At 68.9% G+C, this 14,628-nt stretch carries 14 protein-coding genes; 7 read left to right on the top strand and 7 right to left on the bottom strand.

Translation table 11 applies throughout. The features are described 5' to 3' along the window. Positions 1–7: 7 nt before the first annotated feature. Genes EHF44_RS18405 through EHF44_RS18385 form a run of 5 tightly spaced genes read right to left on the bottom strand, consistent with a single transcriptional unit; the run spans position 8 to position 5,153 of the window. Positions 8–931, bottom strand: coding sequence for a formyltransferase (locus EHF44_RS18405; protein ID WP_124685188.1), 924 nt, complete (start codon positions 929–931; stop codon positions 8–10). Beyond that, positions 919–1,911 carry a glycosyltransferase gene (locus EHF44_RS18400; protein WP_124685187.1) on the bottom strand — a complete coding sequence of 331 codons (993 nt, stop codon included), beginning with the start codon at positions 1,909–1,911 and terminating at the stop codon, positions 919–921. The genes EHF44_RS18405 and EHF44_RS18400 overlap by 13 nt, the downstream gene beginning before the upstream one ends. After that, positions 1,890–3,065 (bottom strand): DegT/DnrJ/EryC1/StrS family aminotransferase, encoded by a 1,176-nt coding sequence (locus EHF44_RS18395; RefSeq protein ID WP_124685186.1) that lies wholly within the window; start codon positions 3,063–3,065, stop codon positions 1,890–1,892. The genes EHF44_RS18400 and EHF44_RS18395 overlap by 22 nt, the downstream gene beginning before the upstream one ends. A 4-nt stretch (positions 3,066–3,069) precedes the next feature. Further along, positions 3,070–3,441: an SMR family transporter gene (locus tag EHF44_RS18390; RefSeq protein ID WP_124685185.1), complete on the bottom strand. Its 372-nt coding sequence runs from the start codon at positions 3,439–3,441 to the stop codon at positions 3,070–3,072. Beyond that, positions 3,438–5,153: a glycosyltransferase family 39 protein gene (locus EHF44_RS18385; protein WP_124685184.1), complete on the bottom strand. Its 1,716-nt coding sequence runs from the start codon at positions 5,151–5,153 to the stop codon at positions 3,438–3,440. The genes EHF44_RS18390 and EHF44_RS18385 overlap by 4 nt, the downstream gene beginning before the upstream one ends. Before the next feature lie 409 nt (positions 5,154–5,562). On the opposite strand from EHF44_RS18385, the gene EHF44_RS18380 reads away from it, so the two are divergent. Further along, positions 5,563–6,402, top strand: coding sequence for a hypothetical protein (locus EHF44_RS18380; protein WP_253700240.1), 840 nt, complete (start codon positions 5,563–5,565; stop codon positions 6,400–6,402). A gap of 93 nt (positions 6,403–6,495) precedes the next feature. Here EHF44_RS18380 and EHF44_RS18375 read toward each other — a convergent pair whose 3' ends face one another. Both EHF44_RS18375 and EHF44_RS18370 read right to left on the bottom strand, forming a co-directional pair. Then, positions 6,496–6,777, bottom strand: a complete 282-nt coding sequence (locus tag EHF44_RS18375; RefSeq protein WP_124685183.1) for an amino acid ABC transporter permease — start codon at positions 6,775–6,777, stop codon at positions 6,496–6,498. A 156-nt stretch (positions 6,778–6,933) separates the two neighbouring features. After that, positions 6,934–7,836: an amino acid ABC transporter substrate-binding protein gene (locus EHF44_RS18370; RefSeq protein WP_124685182.1), complete on the bottom strand. Its 903-nt coding sequence runs from the start codon at positions 7,834–7,836 to the stop codon at positions 6,934–6,936. Between the two features lie 242 nt (positions 7,837–8,078). On the opposite strand from EHF44_RS18370, the gene EHF44_RS18365 reads away from it, so the two are divergent. From EHF44_RS18365 to EHF44_RS18340, 6 genes are all read left to right on the top strand, one after another. After that, positions 8,079–9,182, top strand: coding sequence for an acyltransferase family protein (locus EHF44_RS18365; protein WP_124685181.1), 1,104 nt, complete (start codon positions 8,079–8,081; stop codon positions 9,180–9,182). A gap of 276 nt (positions 9,183–9,458) precedes the next feature. Next, the gene (locus tag EHF44_RS18360) at positions 9,459–10,697 is read left to right on the top strand and encodes a GTP cyclohydrolase II (RefSeq protein ID WP_124685180.1); all 1,239 of its coding nucleotides are present in this window, start codon (positions 9,459–9,461) and stop codon (positions 10,695–10,697) included. Further along, positions 10,694–12,001 (top strand): URC4/urg3 family protein, encoded by a 1,308-nt coding sequence (locus EHF44_RS18355; RefSeq protein ID WP_124685179.1) that lies wholly within the window; start codon positions 10,694–10,696, stop codon positions 11,999–12,001. The genes EHF44_RS18360 and EHF44_RS18355 overlap by 4 nt, the downstream gene beginning before the upstream one ends. Before the next feature lie 111 nt (positions 12,002–12,112). After that, positions 12,113–12,802 (top strand): uracil phosphoribosyltransferase, encoded by a 690-nt coding sequence (upp, locus tag EHF44_RS18350; RefSeq protein ID WP_124685178.1) that lies wholly within the window; start codon positions 12,113–12,115, stop codon positions 12,800–12,802. A gap of 25 nt (positions 12,803–12,827) precedes the next feature. Then, a complete protein-coding gene (locus EHF44_RS18345) occupies positions 12,828–13,508 on the top strand; it encodes a TetR/AcrR family transcriptional regulator (protein ID WP_437340340.1) in 681 nt (226 codons plus the stop codon). Between the two features lie 54 nt (positions 13,509–13,562). Further along, positions 13,563–14,570, top strand: a complete 1,008-nt coding sequence (locus EHF44_RS18340) for a BMP family protein (RefSeq protein WP_124685177.1) — start codon at positions 13,563–13,565, stop codon at positions 14,568–14,570. Positions 14,571–14,628: the final 58 nt, after the last annotated feature.

The following is a 14,628-nucleotide window of genomic DNA, read 5'->3' as shown; positions in this document are numbered from 1 at the left end:
TATCCTTTCAATGCTGTGCGGTGATGTTCTGGAATTCGGGGGCGGACACGGGGTCCGCATGGTCGGCGCTGCTGCCCTGCAGCAGTTGCAGCACCCGTAGCGCGCCGCCGTCGCCGCAGATGGCGACGATGTGGCCGTCCACGACGTGCAGGCCCGGTGGCAGCCCCCCGGGTACGGCGGCGGCGTCCAGCCGGCGCGCCTGCGCCACGATGAAGCGGCGGCCGCCCAGGTCTGTGAACGCGCCCGGGTAGGGCGGCGCCACGGCGCGGATCAGGTTGTAGACGGCTGCCGCGGGCTGCCGGAAATCGATCCGGCCGTCCTCGGGCTTGCGGCCCGAGAAGTAGCTGCCGTCGGCCAGCCGGTTCGGGCGCTTGGGCGTCTGGCCCGCCTTCATGGCAGGCAGCACGCGCCAGAGCGTCTGCTCGGCGGCCACGGTGACTTTCTCGAAGACCTGCCCGGCGGTGTCGTCGGGCAGGATCGGCACGGCGGTCTGGTCGACGATGTAGCCGGCGTCGGGCTTGGCTTCCATCGCGTGCAGCGTGGCACCGGTCTCGGTCTCGCCATGCAGGACGGCCCAGTTCACGGGCACGCGGCCCCGGTACTTGGGCAGCAGCGAGCCGTGCATGTTGAAGGCGCCGCGTGGCGCGATGGCCAGCACGTCGGCCGGGATCATCGCGCGGTAGTAGAACGAGAAGATCACGTCGGGCGCGGCGGCGCGGATCGCGTCGGCCAGCGCCGGATCTGCCGGGTCCTCGCCATAGACGAAGGACAGGTTCAACTCCGCGGCGGTGTCCGCCACGCGCTGGAACCAGATGTTCTCGTCGGGCCGGTCGCGATGGGTGACCACCAGCGCCACGTCCACGCCCTGCGCGTGCAGCACGCGCAGGCAGCGGTCGCCGACGTTGTGATAGGCAAAGACTACGGCGCGCACGATGCCTCCGGTTGGCCGTCACGTTCGGGGTCGCGCTCCAGCACCGCCTGGATGCGGTAGCGCGGACGGTCGCGGACTTCCTGGTAGATCCGGCCGATGTACTCGCCCAGCAGGCCGATGCCGAACAGCATGATGCCGATCAGGAAGAAGTTGAAGGCGAACAGCGTGAACACGCCCTGGACTTCCGAGCCCAGGATGAAACGCCGGATCAGCAGCACCACGAACAGCCCGGCCGACGTGATCGACAGCATCGTACCGATGGCTGAGAACCACTGCAGCGGCACGATCGAGAAGCCGGTCACGAGGTCGAAGTTCAGCCGGATGAGCTGGTAGAGCGAGTATTTCGACTCCCCGGCGTGGCGCTGCTCGTGGCCCACCTCGATCTCGACCGGGTTCGACGAGAACGTGTAGGCCAGCGCCGGGATGAACGTGTTGACCTCGCGGCACGCGTTGATCGTGTCGATGATGTTCCGGTCGTAGGCGCGCAGCATGCAGCCCTGGTCCGTCATCTTGATCTTGGTGATGCGCTCGCGCAGCCGGTTCATCGCGCGCGACGCATAGCGCCGGAACGCCGTGTCGTTGCGCTGGCGCCGGATGGTGCCCACGTAGTCGTGGCCCTTGCGCATCTCGGCCACCAGGCGCGGGATTTCCTCGGGCGGGTTCTGCAGGTCGGCGTCCAGCGTGATGACGATGCGCCCGCGCGTGTGCTCGAAGCCGGCCAGGATGGCCATGTGCTGGCCGAAGTTGCCGTTGAACAGGATCACGCGCGTCACGTCGGGGCGCTTGTGGTACTGCGCGGCCAGCATCGCCGGCGAGCGGTCCGCGCTGCCGTCGTTGACGAAGATGATCTCGTACGATTCGCCCAGGCTGTCCAGCGCCGGATAGACGCGGTCGAACAGCGCCTGCAAGCCGTCTTCCTCGTTGTAGACGGGAATGACGACCGAGACCTCGACGGGACTTAGTGAGAGAGACGTTTGCATGTTTCGCTGAGGGTTGCGCAAACCCGCTCGACGTCGGCGGCCTGCATGGCCGGGAACAACGGCAACGTCACGATGCCGCGGCCAATGCGCTCGGCATGCGGCAGCATGCCCTCGCGCCAGCCCAGCGAGCGGAAATAGGTAAACAGGTGCACGGGCGGGTAGTGGACACCGGTGCCCACGCCGCGCTCGCGCATGGCTTCCATCACGCGGCGGCGCGCGTCGGCCGGGCCGCCTTCGAGCCGGTCGGTCGGCAGCACCACCTGGAACATGTGCCAGTTCGTGGTGGCGACATCGGCGTCGCGCGGCACGGGCACTTCGATGCCCAGGTCGGCCAGGCCCAGGTCCGCCGCACAGCGGAAATAGGTCTCGGCCAGCGCGGCGCGGCGGGCGGTGATGCCATCGAGCTGCGCCAGTTGCGCCAGCCCGATCGCCGCGTTCACGTCGGTCAGGTTGAACTTGCCGCCCGGTTCCTCGACGTCCATGCCGTCCATGCCGGTGCGGATCACGCCCTGCAGCCGCAGGCGCTCGGCGCGCCGGGCTTCCTCGGGTGTGTTCATGACCAGGCAGCCGCCCTCGACGGTCGTGATGTTCTTGTTGGCCTGGAAGCTGAAGCTGACCAGGTCGCCAAACGCGCCAATGCGCTGGCCGCGCCAGCGCGAGTCGATGGCCTGCGCGGCGTCCTCGATGACCCGCAGGCCGTGGCGTCCCGCAATGGCGTAGAGCCGGTCCATGTCGACCGGCAGGCCGGACAGGTACACCGGCATGATGGCGCGCGTGCGCGGCGTGATGGCCGCCTCCACGGCGTCCAGGTCGATGTTGCGCGTGACCGGGTCGATGTCGACGAACACCGGCCTGGCGCCCACGGCCAGCACCACGTTGGCCGTGGCCACCCAGGTGATCGGCGTGGTGATGACCTCGTCGCCCGGGCCGATGTCGGCGATGCGCAGCGCAATCTCCATCGTGGCCGAGCCGTTGGAGAACGTGCGCACGGGCCGGCCGCCGAACAGGTCGGACAGCGCCGCCTCGAACGCCTGCACCTTGGGGCCGGACGTGATCCAGCCCGATGCCAGCACCTTGCCCACTTCGGCAATGGTCGCGTCGTCGATCTGGGGGCGGACGAACGGCAGGAAATCCTGCGGAGCGGAAGCAGTCATGGGGTCAGGAACGGGCAATCAGGAAAACGCCAGCGAGTATCAGCACGATGCCGGCCATGCGCAAGGGGCCGATCATCTCGCCGAACAGCCACCACGCGGCCAGCGCGTTGACCACGTAGCCAAGCGACAGCATCGGGTAGGCGATGGAAACATCCACGCGCGAGAGCCCGACGATCCACACGCCCACGCTGATCACGTAGCAGGTCAGTCCGGCGATCACCGGCCACTGGGTCAGCACGCGGAACGCCGTGGTCAGAATCGTCGCGCGTTCCAGCGTGATGGCGCCCACGGCGTTGGTGCCTGCCTTGAGCAGCAGCTGCGCGCAGGCGTTGAGCAGCACGCCCGTGAGGATGAAAGCGAAAGTCGACAGGGTCATGGGGTGTTCCGGGGCGCCGGGGCTGGCGGCGGGAAATTGCTGGCGACCACGCGCCGCAGGTCGCGCGCCACCACGTAGAGCGGCACCTGGCGCGCCGCCAGGCTGTCATACATGTCCGGCGACATGATGGCGAGCGCGGGCTGGCCGTCCTGCCACTTGGCGATGAACGCGTCGAGCGTCGGGACCCACTTGTCCGGCTCCTGCTCGGTGCCGAACGACAGCTCGTCGGCAGCTTCGACCATGGTCAGCGTGCGGCCAAGATAGAACGGCAGCGTGTGATCCAGCATGCGCACGCCGTAGATCGGCATGTCGTCCTTGAGCACGGCCTTGATGGCCGGCAGCATGTCCACGCCCGACGCGCGGCGGCCCATGACCTCGTGGCCCATCAGGCCGATGGTGCAGGTCAGGAACATCGACAGCGCGAACGCGGTGATGCTTGGGAACAGCCCGCGGGTTTCCAGCAGCCGGCGCGCCAGCAGCATCCCGGCCAGCAGCACCGCAAACGCCACGCCCACATAGACGGCGAACGCGCGGAACACGACGTTGGGATTGCTGGGCCGGTCCAGCGTGGCCACGATGGGCGCGGCGATCAGCCCCACCACGGCCAGCACCAGCAGCGCGTTGATCTGGCGCTTCCAGGACCGCTCGTTGATCTGGTCCAGCGCCACGGCGGCCAGGATGGCCAGTGCCGGGAACACCGGCACGATATAGCCGGGCAGCTTGGAGCCGGACAGGCTGAAGAACACGAAGATCGCGCCAAACCAGACCAGGCTCAGCAGCGCCGGCTGGAACGGCTTGCCACCCACGCCGCGCGCGGCACCGGCGCGGTCGCGCACCACGTCCCACATGCGCGGCACCAGGCCCAGCCACGGCAGCATGCCGGCCACCAGCAGCGGCACGAAGAACCAGATCGAACCCTTGCGCGCGTGCACGGTGGACGTGTAGCGGTCCCAGTGCTCGTGGATGAAGAAGAAATGCGGGAATTCGGGGTTGCGCGACGATACCAGCCAGAACCACGGCACGGTCACCGCCAGCAGCACGACGATGCCGGGCACCAGGTGCAGCCGGCGCCAGAGGCCATAGTCGCGCGTCAGCAGCGTGTAGACCACCAGCACCAGCCCCGGCAGCGCGATGCCGACCAGCCCCTTGGTCAGGATGGCGACGCCCATCGCCACCCAGCAGGCCAGCATCCAGCCCAGCCGCGCGCGCGGCGTGGCCTCGGGGTGCTGGGCCAGCAGCATGCTCGCCAGCACGCAAGCCAGCGCGCCGGACAGCGTCATGTCGAGCGAGTTGAAATGGCCGGTCACGCTCCACATCGGCATGGCCAGCAGCGCCAGCCCGGCCAGCAGGCCCGCGCGGCAGCCAAACCAGCGCGCGGTGGCCAGCATCGTCACGCCCAGCCCGGCGATGCCGGACAGCGCCACGCACAGCCGGGCCTGCCAGTCGCCCACGCCGAACAGCTCGTAGGCCAGCGTGGTCACCCACAGGTGGAAGGGCGGCTTTTCGAAGTACTTGAGGGCGTTGTAGCGAATGGTGACCCAGTCGCCGGTAGCGAACATCTCGCGGGAAATCTCGGCGTAGCGGCCTTCGTCCGGGCGTAGCAGGTGGCGGGCATCGAGGGTACCGAACCAGACCAGCAGGACGCCGATGACAACGAGCGCAACCATGCCGACTGGCAGCCCGGCTTGGCGCGTGGGCGAAGAACTACGCATATCTCTCCTGAAATGGCCGGGGTCCCGGAGGCTGTTCGTCAGGTGGCCCGGTGGCGGACTCCCCACAACGCGGCATGGCGCGAATTGGTGGACAAGGGGTCCGACACGGGCCGCGCGGCAGGCGCCGCAGGGCCCGCACGCCACGTACGCAGGCGCCGGGCGGCATCCACGGGCGCGCAATGTTAGCACGAGCGCATGGCGCCGCCGGCCGTTTCGGGTCAGGCCGCCGCGGCGACCGGGCGTTCCCGGAAATTGACCCCGAAGCCCCATTTCCGCCGCGCGGATTTCGCGCAATACTTGCGCCATTCCGGCACCTACCCCCGCAGACACTGACCTGGCGGCCGCCGGCCACTGATTTGGAAAGATCCCCATGACCCGGGCGCCGAGGCTCTTGTTGTTGTCAGCCGTGATGTCCCTGCTTGCCGCGGTGACGCCGGCGGCATTCGCGCAGGCGTCGGCGCCCGATGCTGCCCCGGTGTCCGGCATGTCGCCGCCGATGCCCGCCGCCGCCGCGCTCTGCGACGCGCCGTGGTTCCGCTCGGGTTCCCGCGTCCAGATGGAGGGCGACGGGACGATGCCGCTGTCGATCACCATGACCTTGCGGGAAGTGATGCGTACGGCACGTGGATGCAGCGCCCAACTCGAAGTCCGCTCCAAGTCGGCCTTTGCGGCGCTGATGGGCCCGCCGGTGGTCATGGACCAGGTCCACGAGATCAACATCGACCGCAACGCCGCCACCTCGCGCACCCGCATCGACAGCCGCAACGCCGTCATCAACGCCCGGGCCCGCTATGCGCGGATGTTCGGCGAGGCGTCGTTCACGGGCAGCGGTGTCTTCAACTACGCCGGCGTGGACATCAAGGAAGGCGCCATCCTGGAAGGCGAGACCTTCCAGTCCAGCGTGGCGCTGAAGATCTACCCGCTGGGCAAGGACGAGGTGGTCGGCAGCATGCAGGCGCTGCATGCGTCGATCATCGTCGGCTCCCGGCACGTCGGCCGCAAGCAGATGATCAACACGGTGATGGGCCGCAAGGAGTGCATGCCGATCACCTACGAGAAACGCACGTCGCTGGGCCCGCTGATGGTGGGCGACGAAATCCTGCAACTGGAACCGAGCGTGCTGCACGTGACCGACTGGTACTGCCCGATGGAAGCATTCGTGCTGCGCACGCAGATCCGGCAGAACAACGAGGTGTACCAGGTGGACGTGACGGCGCTGGAGATGGATCCGGTGGAGGCGGGCCGGTAGCCGCCGCAGCTTGCCCGACCGCCCGGAAAGAAAAATGGAGCCTGACACGGCTCCATTTTTTTGATGATCGGCCGCACATCGGCCGACCCCGCTTCAATTCGCCGGCGCCGCCTTCTTGGTCGACTTCTTGGCCTTCGGCTGCTTCGGGGCGGCCGTGGTCTGGTCGGTCAGGTCGGCGCGGGTGCTCTTGTTGGCGCCTTGCGAGTACGGGTCGAACTTGTCGCCCGACTTGGCGCCCTGGCTGTGCGTGTCGAACTTCTCGCCGGCCTTGGCGCCCTGCGAGTACGGATCGAACGACTTCTTGTCCTGGGCGACGGCGGCTGCGGACGCGGTGGCCAGGCCCAGGGCGATGGCGGTGGCGATCAATTTGTGCATCGGGTTCTCCTCTGAGTTGCCGCCGGTGGGTTCCACGAAGGCGGTTCGTGTTGTCGCCGGGCCTACCGGACGGTAGAACCGGGCTCGGGCCAGTGTGGACAAGGGCTGGCGGGGCGTCAACTCAGGGGTTATCCGGGGGCGGCGCCCCGGAAATGGCTATTCCGTCACGGCGTCGGAGGGGTGCTTCCAGGCGTTGACGACCTCGGCGGACGGCGCCAGCGCCAGGTTGGTGCCGCGATTGCCGATCGGCTGCTGGAACCAGCGCTTCTGCAGCGCGGCGGCGTCCGGGCTGGCGAATGTGCGCGTCAGCGTCTGGTCGACTAGTTGCTTCCAGGCCGGATCGGCCTTCGACATCATCAGCGCGTTCTGCTCCACCGACAACGCCGGGCCGACGATCACGTACTGCGACGGGTCCTTCGACTTGGCGCGCAGGCCGGCCAGCAGCACGTCGTCCATGACGAAAGCCTGGGCGCGGCCCGTTTCCAGCAGCAGGAACGATTCGCCGTGGTCCTTGGCGTAGACGTCGTGAAAGCCGTACTCGCCCTTCAGGCGGCGTACGTGGCGGTCACCCGTGGAGCCGGCGCTGGTGACCACGGTCTTGCCGCGCAGGTCGCTGAACGACTGGATGCCCGAATCGGCCCGCACCAGCATCCGCACCGTCGACACGTAGTGCGACACGCTGAAGGCCACCTGCTTCTGGCGCTCCAGCGTATTGGTGTTGGGCGCGCAGTCCAGGTCGGCCAGGCCGTTGACGATGGCCGGCACGCGGTTCTGCGGGGTCAGCGGCAGCCAGCGCACCTTCAGGTCCTTCAGGCCGAGCTTCTGCTTGGCGGCGTCGGCTACGCGCAGGCACAGGTCCACCGCGTAGCCGGCCGGCTGGCCGCGATCGTCGGCGAACGAGAACGGCAGCGCCGATTCGCGGTAGCCGAGCGTGATGGTGCCGGTCTCGCGGATCTTGTCGAGCACGGGGCTCTGGGCAAAGGCGGCGGGCAGCGCGGCGGCGAGGGCGACGCCGGCCAGCAGGCGTCGGAGGGAAGGCAGGACAGCGGTCAGCGACATGGTCGGGGTCAGGCAGGGAAAGCCGCAAGGGTATACCCGCACCCGGCCCGCGCGAAGAATTTGTTTCTTATTAGCTAATGCACGGAAACGGGGCACCGCGGCCCGCGTGCAGTGGCGGATACGGCATCCGGCCGCCCGCCTTACATCCCGTTACCCTCGGCCCCCGCGGCGCCGGATTTCCGGCTGCACCGTTCCGGTACAATGCCGCCACTTTGTATCTTCCGCATAACAAAATAACGAAAATGAGCCCCCGTCCTTCCCGTCTGGCCTGTGTGGACGCACTGAAGGCGGTCAGCTCGCAGCTGATCGTGTGGCATCACCTGGCGTTCTACGGGCCGATGTCGGACGCCGCGCAGCCTCTGGCGCCGGGCCTGATCGGCTGGCTGGCCGACTACGCCCGCATCGCCGTGCAGGTCTTCCTGGTCATCAGCGGCTTCCTGGCCGCGCGCAGCCTGGCCCCCGACGGCTACCTGACCGTGGCCAATCCCGTCCTGACCGTCTGGCGCCGCTACCAGAAGCTGGTGGTGCCGTTCTCGGCCGCCATCCTCGTGGCGATTGCCGGCGCCGCCATCGCGCGCACGTGGATGCAGCACGATTCCATTCCCGCCGCGCCGCATCTGGCGCAATTCGTCGCCCATGTGCTGCTGCTGCACAACATCCTGGACGTGGACGCGCTGTCGGCCGGCGTCTGGTATATCGCCATCGACCTGCAGCTGTTTGCGCTGATGGTGGCGGTGCTCTGGCTGTCGCGCGCCGTGGCCCGCCAGGCGCTGCCGCTGGCGGTGCCCCTGGTGGCCGTGCTGGCCGGTGCGTCGCTGTTCTGGTTCAACCGCGACGCGGCCTGGGACATCTGGGCCGTCTACTTCTTCGGCGCCTACGGGCTGGGCGCGCTGGCGTTCTGGGCGTCGCATCCTGACCGCTCGCGCTGGGCGCTGGTGGCGCTGGCCGCGATTGGCCTGGCGGCGCTGGCCGTGGATTTCCGCACGCGGATCGCGGTGGCGCTGGCGGCGGCGGTGCTGCTGGCGGTGTCGCGCCGGGGCGGCTGGCTTGAACACTGGCCGGGCGGCCGCCTGACGGCGTACTTCGGCAAGATCTCTTACTCGGTGTTCCTGGTCCACTTTCCGGTCTGCCTGGTCGTCAACGCCGTGGTCACGCACGTGGCGCCGGGCCGGCCGATGCTGAACGCGGCCGGCATGGTGTTCGCCTGGGTGGCCAGCAACGCCGCCGGCGCGGTCTTCCATCGCTATGTAGAGGCCGGCAACCCGGTGCGCGCCGTGGTGGGCTGGCTGACGGCCGGGCTGCCGAACCGCGCGCGCGGGCGGCTGGGGCAGCGGGCCGGCGGCTGACCCGGCCCCCTTAAGCGCCAGAAGCGGCACGCATCCTTACCGGATCGTGCCGCTTTTTTATGGCGGGCTGGCCGGTGGATGCTGGTGCACGTGCACCGCGAAGTACCCGCGCGGCCCCGCATGTCCGTCCCCCGCCGCACCCGGCCGGTGCGTACGGGTCCTCACCAACCGTAACAACCCCACTTGGGCGTTGGCATGGACGTTGCCTAGTATGAACATGTAAACCTGACCATCTGGTCAGGATTCGTGTTCCGGTGCAGCACCGGGGAGGCGACCATGTCCGATCACATCGTCCTGACTTCGCACGCGCGGCGCGACAAGCCGGCGGAGCCCATCCAGTGGGGCGCGCCCACCGCCGCGGAGCGGGGGCCCGTGATCGCCAGCCTGACCGACCCCGCGCAGCGCAACGTCATCGGCACGCATGCGGGCGCCTATGCAATCTACCGCGCGCTGGCGGTGGCGTCGGGCAGCCTGCAGCGCGCGCACCGGCCGGACCTGACCGACACCGCGCCGGCCGAGGCCATCGGCCCGCACGCGCAATGGGGCGACCCGGACAAGATCGTCTCGCTCGACCCCTGGGGCCACCTGGTCTCCACGGTCTTCGCGGACCGCATCGCGGCCGGCTTCGACATCCGCCCGACCATCGCCATCACGCGCGCCCACATCAACATGCCCGAACTGGGCGCCGCCATCGCGGCCGGCCGGCTCAAGCCCGATGGCGACATCCTCTATCCGAACGGCGACGTGCGCGTGACCAAGGCCGCCATCGACCCGGTCTGGTACCTGCCCGGCATCGCGCGGCGCTTCAACATCAAGGAAAGCATCTTGCGCCGCAGCCTGTTCGAGCAGACCGGCGGCATGTTTCCGGAACTGGTGACGCGGCCGGACCTGAAGGTCTTCCTGCCGCCCATCGGCGGCATGACGCTCTACTTCTTCGGCGACATCAGCCAGCTCGGCAAGCCCGAGACGCGCGTGGCCTGCCGCGTGCACGACGAATGCAACGGCTCCGACGTGTTCGGCTCCGACATCTGCACCTGCCGGCCCTACCTGGCGCACGGCATCGAGGTGTGCATCGAGATGGCCCAGCAGGGCGGCGTGGGGCTCGTGGTCTATAACCGCAAGGAGGGCCGGGCTTTGGGCGAGGTCACCAAGTTCCTGGTCTATAACGCTCGCAAGCGGCAGGTGGGCGGGGATCGCGCGGAGACGTACTTCGCGCGCACCGAATGCGTGGCCGGCGTGCAGGACATGCGGTTCCAGGAACTGATGCCCGACGTCTTCCACTGGCTCGGGATCCGGCGCATCGACCGCTGGGCCTCGATGAGCAACATGAAGCATGGCGCGCTGACCGCGCAGGGCATCGAGGTGGTGGAGCAGGTGGCCATCCCCGATGCGCTGATCCCGGCCGATGCGCGCGTGGAAATCGATGCGAAGGTGGCGGCGGGTTACTTCACCAGCTACACGCCGCCGGATGCCAACGAACTCGCCCTGGCAAAGGGCAGGGGGTTGAACGAATGAACGAACATCCCGCAGGAGGTACGACCGGACACGAACCCGGCACGGGCAGCGGCTGGCACAGCCCGGTGCCGGCCGACCACCCCGCCGCGGCGCTGCTGAGCGGCCAGGCGGTGCGCACGCATTGCGCGGCCGTGACCGAATTCGTCGCATCCGGCGAGTCCGAACGCTTTACCTGGCATCCGGACCGGGTGCATGCCATCGCCGACTACGTGGCCGCCACGATCCGGCGCCGCTATCCGGACCTGAAGGTGCCGTACCACAGCCGCTGGCGCCATTTCGAGAGCGGCGGGCCGGGCCAGGAATCAATCAATCGCTGGCAGATCCTGTGCGAGCGCGCGGGCATGTCGGGCGCCGACCATTGCGCGGAACGCGCGCGCATCGGCATCGACCTCGTCATCCCGAGCGTGCTGCTCGATGCCGGCGCGGGGCCGGACTGGCGCTACCGCGACCCGGCCAGCGACATGATGCTGACGCGGTCCGAAGGGCTGGGCGTGGCCAGCTTCGACCTGTTCGCGCGCGGCGGCTTCTCGGCCGAGCCGGGCGATCCGCTGCGCGCCGATGCCGAGCGGCTGGCCCGCATCGACGCGTCGACCATCGCCACGGCGTTCCAGGTGGCCCAGCACAACCCGCTGGTGGGGCTGGAAGGGCGCGCCGGGCTGCTGCGCCGGCTGGGCGAGGTGATGCAGGCCACGCCGGCCGTGTTCGGCACGCCGGCGCGGCTGGGCAACCTGTTCGACTACCTGGCCGCGCACGCGCAGGACCATCGGATCGAGGCGTCGTTCGTGCTGCGCACGCTGCTGGTGGCGCTGGGTCCGGTGTGGCCGGGCCGCGTGCAGATGGATGGCGTGTCGCTGGGCGACTGCTGGCGGCACCCGGCCGCGCCGGGCGGGCTGGTGCCATTCCACAAGCTCACGCAGTGGCTGACCTATTCGCTGCTGGAGCCGCTGGAGGACGGCGGCCTGACCGTGGTGGGCCTGGACGCGCTGACCGGCCTGCCCGAGTACCGCAACGGCGGCCTGCTCTACGACTTCGAACTGACCGTGCCGCGCGACCGCGCGTTTGCCAGCCGCGCCCATACGGTGGACGAGCCCGAGATCGTGGAATGGCGCGCGCTGACCGTGACCGGCCTGGATCTGGTGGCCGACGCGGTGCGCCAGGCGCTGGGCCTGAAGGCCGAGGATTTTCCGCTGGCGCGCGTGCTGGAAGGCGGCACCTGGGCGGCGGGGCGGCGCATCGCGGCGCAGCGCCGGCCGCCGGGCGGCCCGCCGCCGTTCGAGATCCAGAGCGACGGCACGGTGTTCTAGCGGCAGGACCACGAAGCATTCGCAGCGCACGCATTGGCCGGCCGCCCCACCTGGCGGCCGGCGGCCCGCTGCGCCCGCACCGGGCGACACCCGGACAACCAGGAGCGCACCATGAACGACATGACCCACGCACCGACGGCCGTGGAGACCTTTGCCGAAACCAGCGCGGCCACGCCCGCCGTGATGGTGGTCAACCATCCGCTGGTGCAGCACAAGGTGACGCTGGTGCGCAGCGAGGAAACCACCACCGACAACTTCCGGCGGCTGGTGCGCGAGATCAGCCAGCTGCTGACGTACGAGGCCACGCGCGACCTGGCGATGGAGACCATCGCCATCCGCACCCCCATCGCGCCGATGCAGTCGCCGGTGCTGTCGGGCAAGAAGCTCTGCCTGGTGTCGATCCTGCGCGCCGGCAACGGCTTCCTGGACGGCATGCTGGACCTGCTGCCGGCCGCGCGCGTCGGGCATATCGGCCTGTACCGCGACCCGGAAACGCTGGAGCCTATCGAGTACTACTTCAAGATGCCCGAGGACATCCACGAGCGCTTTGTGATCGTCGTGGACCCGATGCTGGCCACCGGCAACTCGGCCGTGGCAGCCATCAACCGGCTCAAGGAGGCCGGCGTGACGACGATGAAGTACGTCTGCCTGATCGCCTCGCGGCCCGGCCTGCGCGCGCTGCAGGCCGCGCATCCGGACGTGGCCATCGTCACTGCCGCCATCGACGAGCAGCTCAACGACCACGGCTACATCGTGCCGGGGCTGGGCGACGCCGGCGACCGGCTGTACGGCACCAAGTGACCGGCGGCCGACCGAAGGACGACGCATGATGGACGCCAGGGTCCACGCACGCGCCGCTCCACCGGCGGGCGGCCGCATCCGGCAGGAGAACGAGGCGCTGATCCTGCGCGCGGCGGAGTACGTGTTTGCCCGGGCCGGCTTTGCCGGGGCCACCATGGCGGACATCGCCACGCGTGCCGGCGTGCCCAAGTCGAACCTGCACTACTACTTCCGCACCAAGCAGGCGCTGTACCGGGCCGTGCTGGCGCATACGCTGAGCCTGTGGCTGTCGGAGACCGACATCATCAGCGCCGACTACCCGCCGCGGCTGGCGCTGGAGCAGTACATCCGCGCCAAGATGCGGCTGTCGGCCAGCCACCCCGATGCCTCGCGCGTGTTCGCCAACGAGCTGCTGCACGGCGCGCCCGAGATTGGCGGCGTGCTGCGCCAGGCGCTGCGCGAACTGGTGGCGCGCAAGGCGCTGGTGATCCGCGCCTGGATCGACGCCGGCCAGATGGCGCCGGTAGACCCGTACCACCTGTTTTTCACGATCTGGGCCGCCACGCAGACCTATGCCGATTTCGAGGCGCAGGTCTGCGCGGTGCTGGACGTCAGCGCGCTGGACGCGCAGGACTTCGAGCGCGCCACCGAGCACCTGGTGGCGCTGCTGCTGCGCGGCTGCGGGCTGGCCCCGCCAGAGAGCGGGCCGGGCAGCCCCGCCGCCTGAGCCGGCGGCCATCCATCATCACCATCCACCAACCAGAAAAAGGGGAGTGAAGTCATGCAAAAGGGAAGCGTTCGCCGTACCTGGCTCAAGGCCGCCGCCGCAGCCGCCACGCTGGCGGCCGTCGGGCTGCCGCCGGCCGTCCACGCGCAGGCCAGGGTCAAGGTGGCCGCGGTCTACACGGTGCCCGTGGAGCAGCAGTGGGTGTCGCGCATCCACAAGGCGCTCAACGAGGCCAAGGGGCGCGGCGAGATCGACTATGTGTTCTCCGAGAGCGTGTCCAACGCCGACTACGAGCGCGTGATGCGCCAGTACGCTGAGCAGGGCGCCGGGCTGATCGTCGGCGAGTCGTTCGCGGTGGAAGGCGCGGCGCGCAAGGTGGCCAAGGACTATCCGAAGACGGCGTTCCTGATGGGGTCGTCGGGCAAGCCGCAGGCGCCGAATTTCTCGGTGTTCGACAACTACATCCAGGAGCCGTCGTACCTGGCCGGCATGATCGCGGGCGGCATGACCAGGACCAACCATATCGGCATGGTGGGCGGCTACGCGATTCCCGAGGTCAACCGGCTGATGCACGCGTTCATGGAAGGCGCGCGCGAGGTGAACCCGAAGGTGAAGTTCACGGTGAGCTTCATCGGCTCGTGGTTCGACCCGCCCAAGGCCAAGGAAGCCGCCTTCGCGATGATCGACAAGGGCGCCGACGTGCTGTACGCCGAGCGCTTCGGTGTGTCGGACGCGGCCAAGGAACGCGGAAAGCTGGCCATCGGCAACGTCATCAACACCCAGCCGCAGTATCCGGCAACCGTGGTGGCGTCCGCGCTCTGGCACATGGAGCCGACCATCGCGGCCGCGCTGGCCAAGGTCAAGGCCGGCCAGTTCAGGAACGAGGACTACGGCCAGTATTCGCTGATGAAGTACAAAGGCGCGGAACTGGCGCCGCTGGGCACGTTCGAGGGCAAGGTGCCGGCCGACGTGATGACGAAGGTCCGCGCGAAGGAGAAGGCGATCCTCGACGGCAAGTTCGCGGTCAAGGTCGTGGAGACCGAGCCGAAGTCGACGCCGTAAGCGCGTTTGCCGATCCACCCTGCATCGCCCCGTTCCGCGCGGACGGGGCCGTATCCAT

It is taken from the genome of Cupriavidus pauculus (assembly GCF_003854935.1).
GTDB lineage: Bacteria > Pseudomonadota > Gammaproteobacteria > Burkholderiales > Burkholderiaceae > Cupriavidus > Cupriavidus pauculus_C.
The sequence above is the reverse complement of the archived record's forward strand: the minus strand, read 5'-3'. Positions and strand labels throughout refer to the sequence as shown.

Bases quoted from the DNA above. Each gene is read 5' to 3' on its own strand.
- EHF44_RS18400 (WP_124685187.1), bottom strand. From the start codon at position 1,911: ATGCAAACGTCTCTCTCACTAAGTCCCGTCGAGGTCTCGGTCGTCATT.
- EHF44_RS18395 (WP_124685186.1), bottom strand. From the start codon at position 3,065: ATGACTGCTTCCGCTCCGCAGGATTTCCTGCCGTTCGTCCGCCCCCAG.
- EHF44_RS18390 (WP_124685185.1), bottom strand. From the start codon at position 3,441: ATGACCCTGTCGACTTTCGCTTTCATCCTCACGGGCGTGCTGCTCAAC.
- EHF44_RS18385 (WP_124685184.1), bottom strand. From the start codon at position 5,153: ATGCGTAGTTCTTCGCCCACGCGCCAAGCCGGGCTGCCAGTCGGCATG.
- EHF44_RS18380 (WP_253700240.1), top strand. From the start codon at position 5,563: ATGTCCCTGCTTGCCGCGGTGACGCCGGCGGCATTCGCGCAGGCGTCG.
- EHF44_RS18375 (WP_124685183.1), bottom strand. From the start codon at position 6,777: ATGCACAAATTGATCGCCACCGCCATCGCCCTGGGCCTGGCCACCGCG.
- EHF44_RS18370 (WP_124685182.1), bottom strand. From the start codon at position 7,836: ATGTCGCTGACCGCTGTCCTGCCTTCCCTCCGACGCCTGCTGGCCGGC.
- EHF44_RS18365 (WP_124685181.1), top strand. From the start codon at position 8,079: ATGAGCCCCCGTCCTTCCCGTCTGGCCTGTGTGGACGCACTGAAGGCG.
- EHF44_RS18360 (WP_124685180.1), top strand. From the start codon at position 9,459: ATGTCCGATCACATCGTCCTGACTTCGCACGCGCGGCGCGACAAGCCG.
- EHF44_RS18355 (WP_124685179.1), top strand. From the start codon at position 10,694: ATGAACGAACATCCCGCAGGAGGTACGACCGGACACGAACCCGGCACG.
- upp (WP_124685178.1), top strand. From the start codon at position 12,113: ATGAACGACATGACCCACGCACCGACGGCCGTGGAGACCTTTGCCGAA.
- EHF44_RS18345 (WP_437340340.1), top strand. From the start codon at position 12,828: ATGATGGACGCCAGGGTCCACGCACGCGCCGCTCCACCGGCGGGCGGC.
- EHF44_RS18340 (WP_124685177.1), top strand. From the start codon at position 13,563: ATGCAAAAGGGAAGCGTTCGCCGTACCTGGCTCAAGGCCGCCGCCGCA.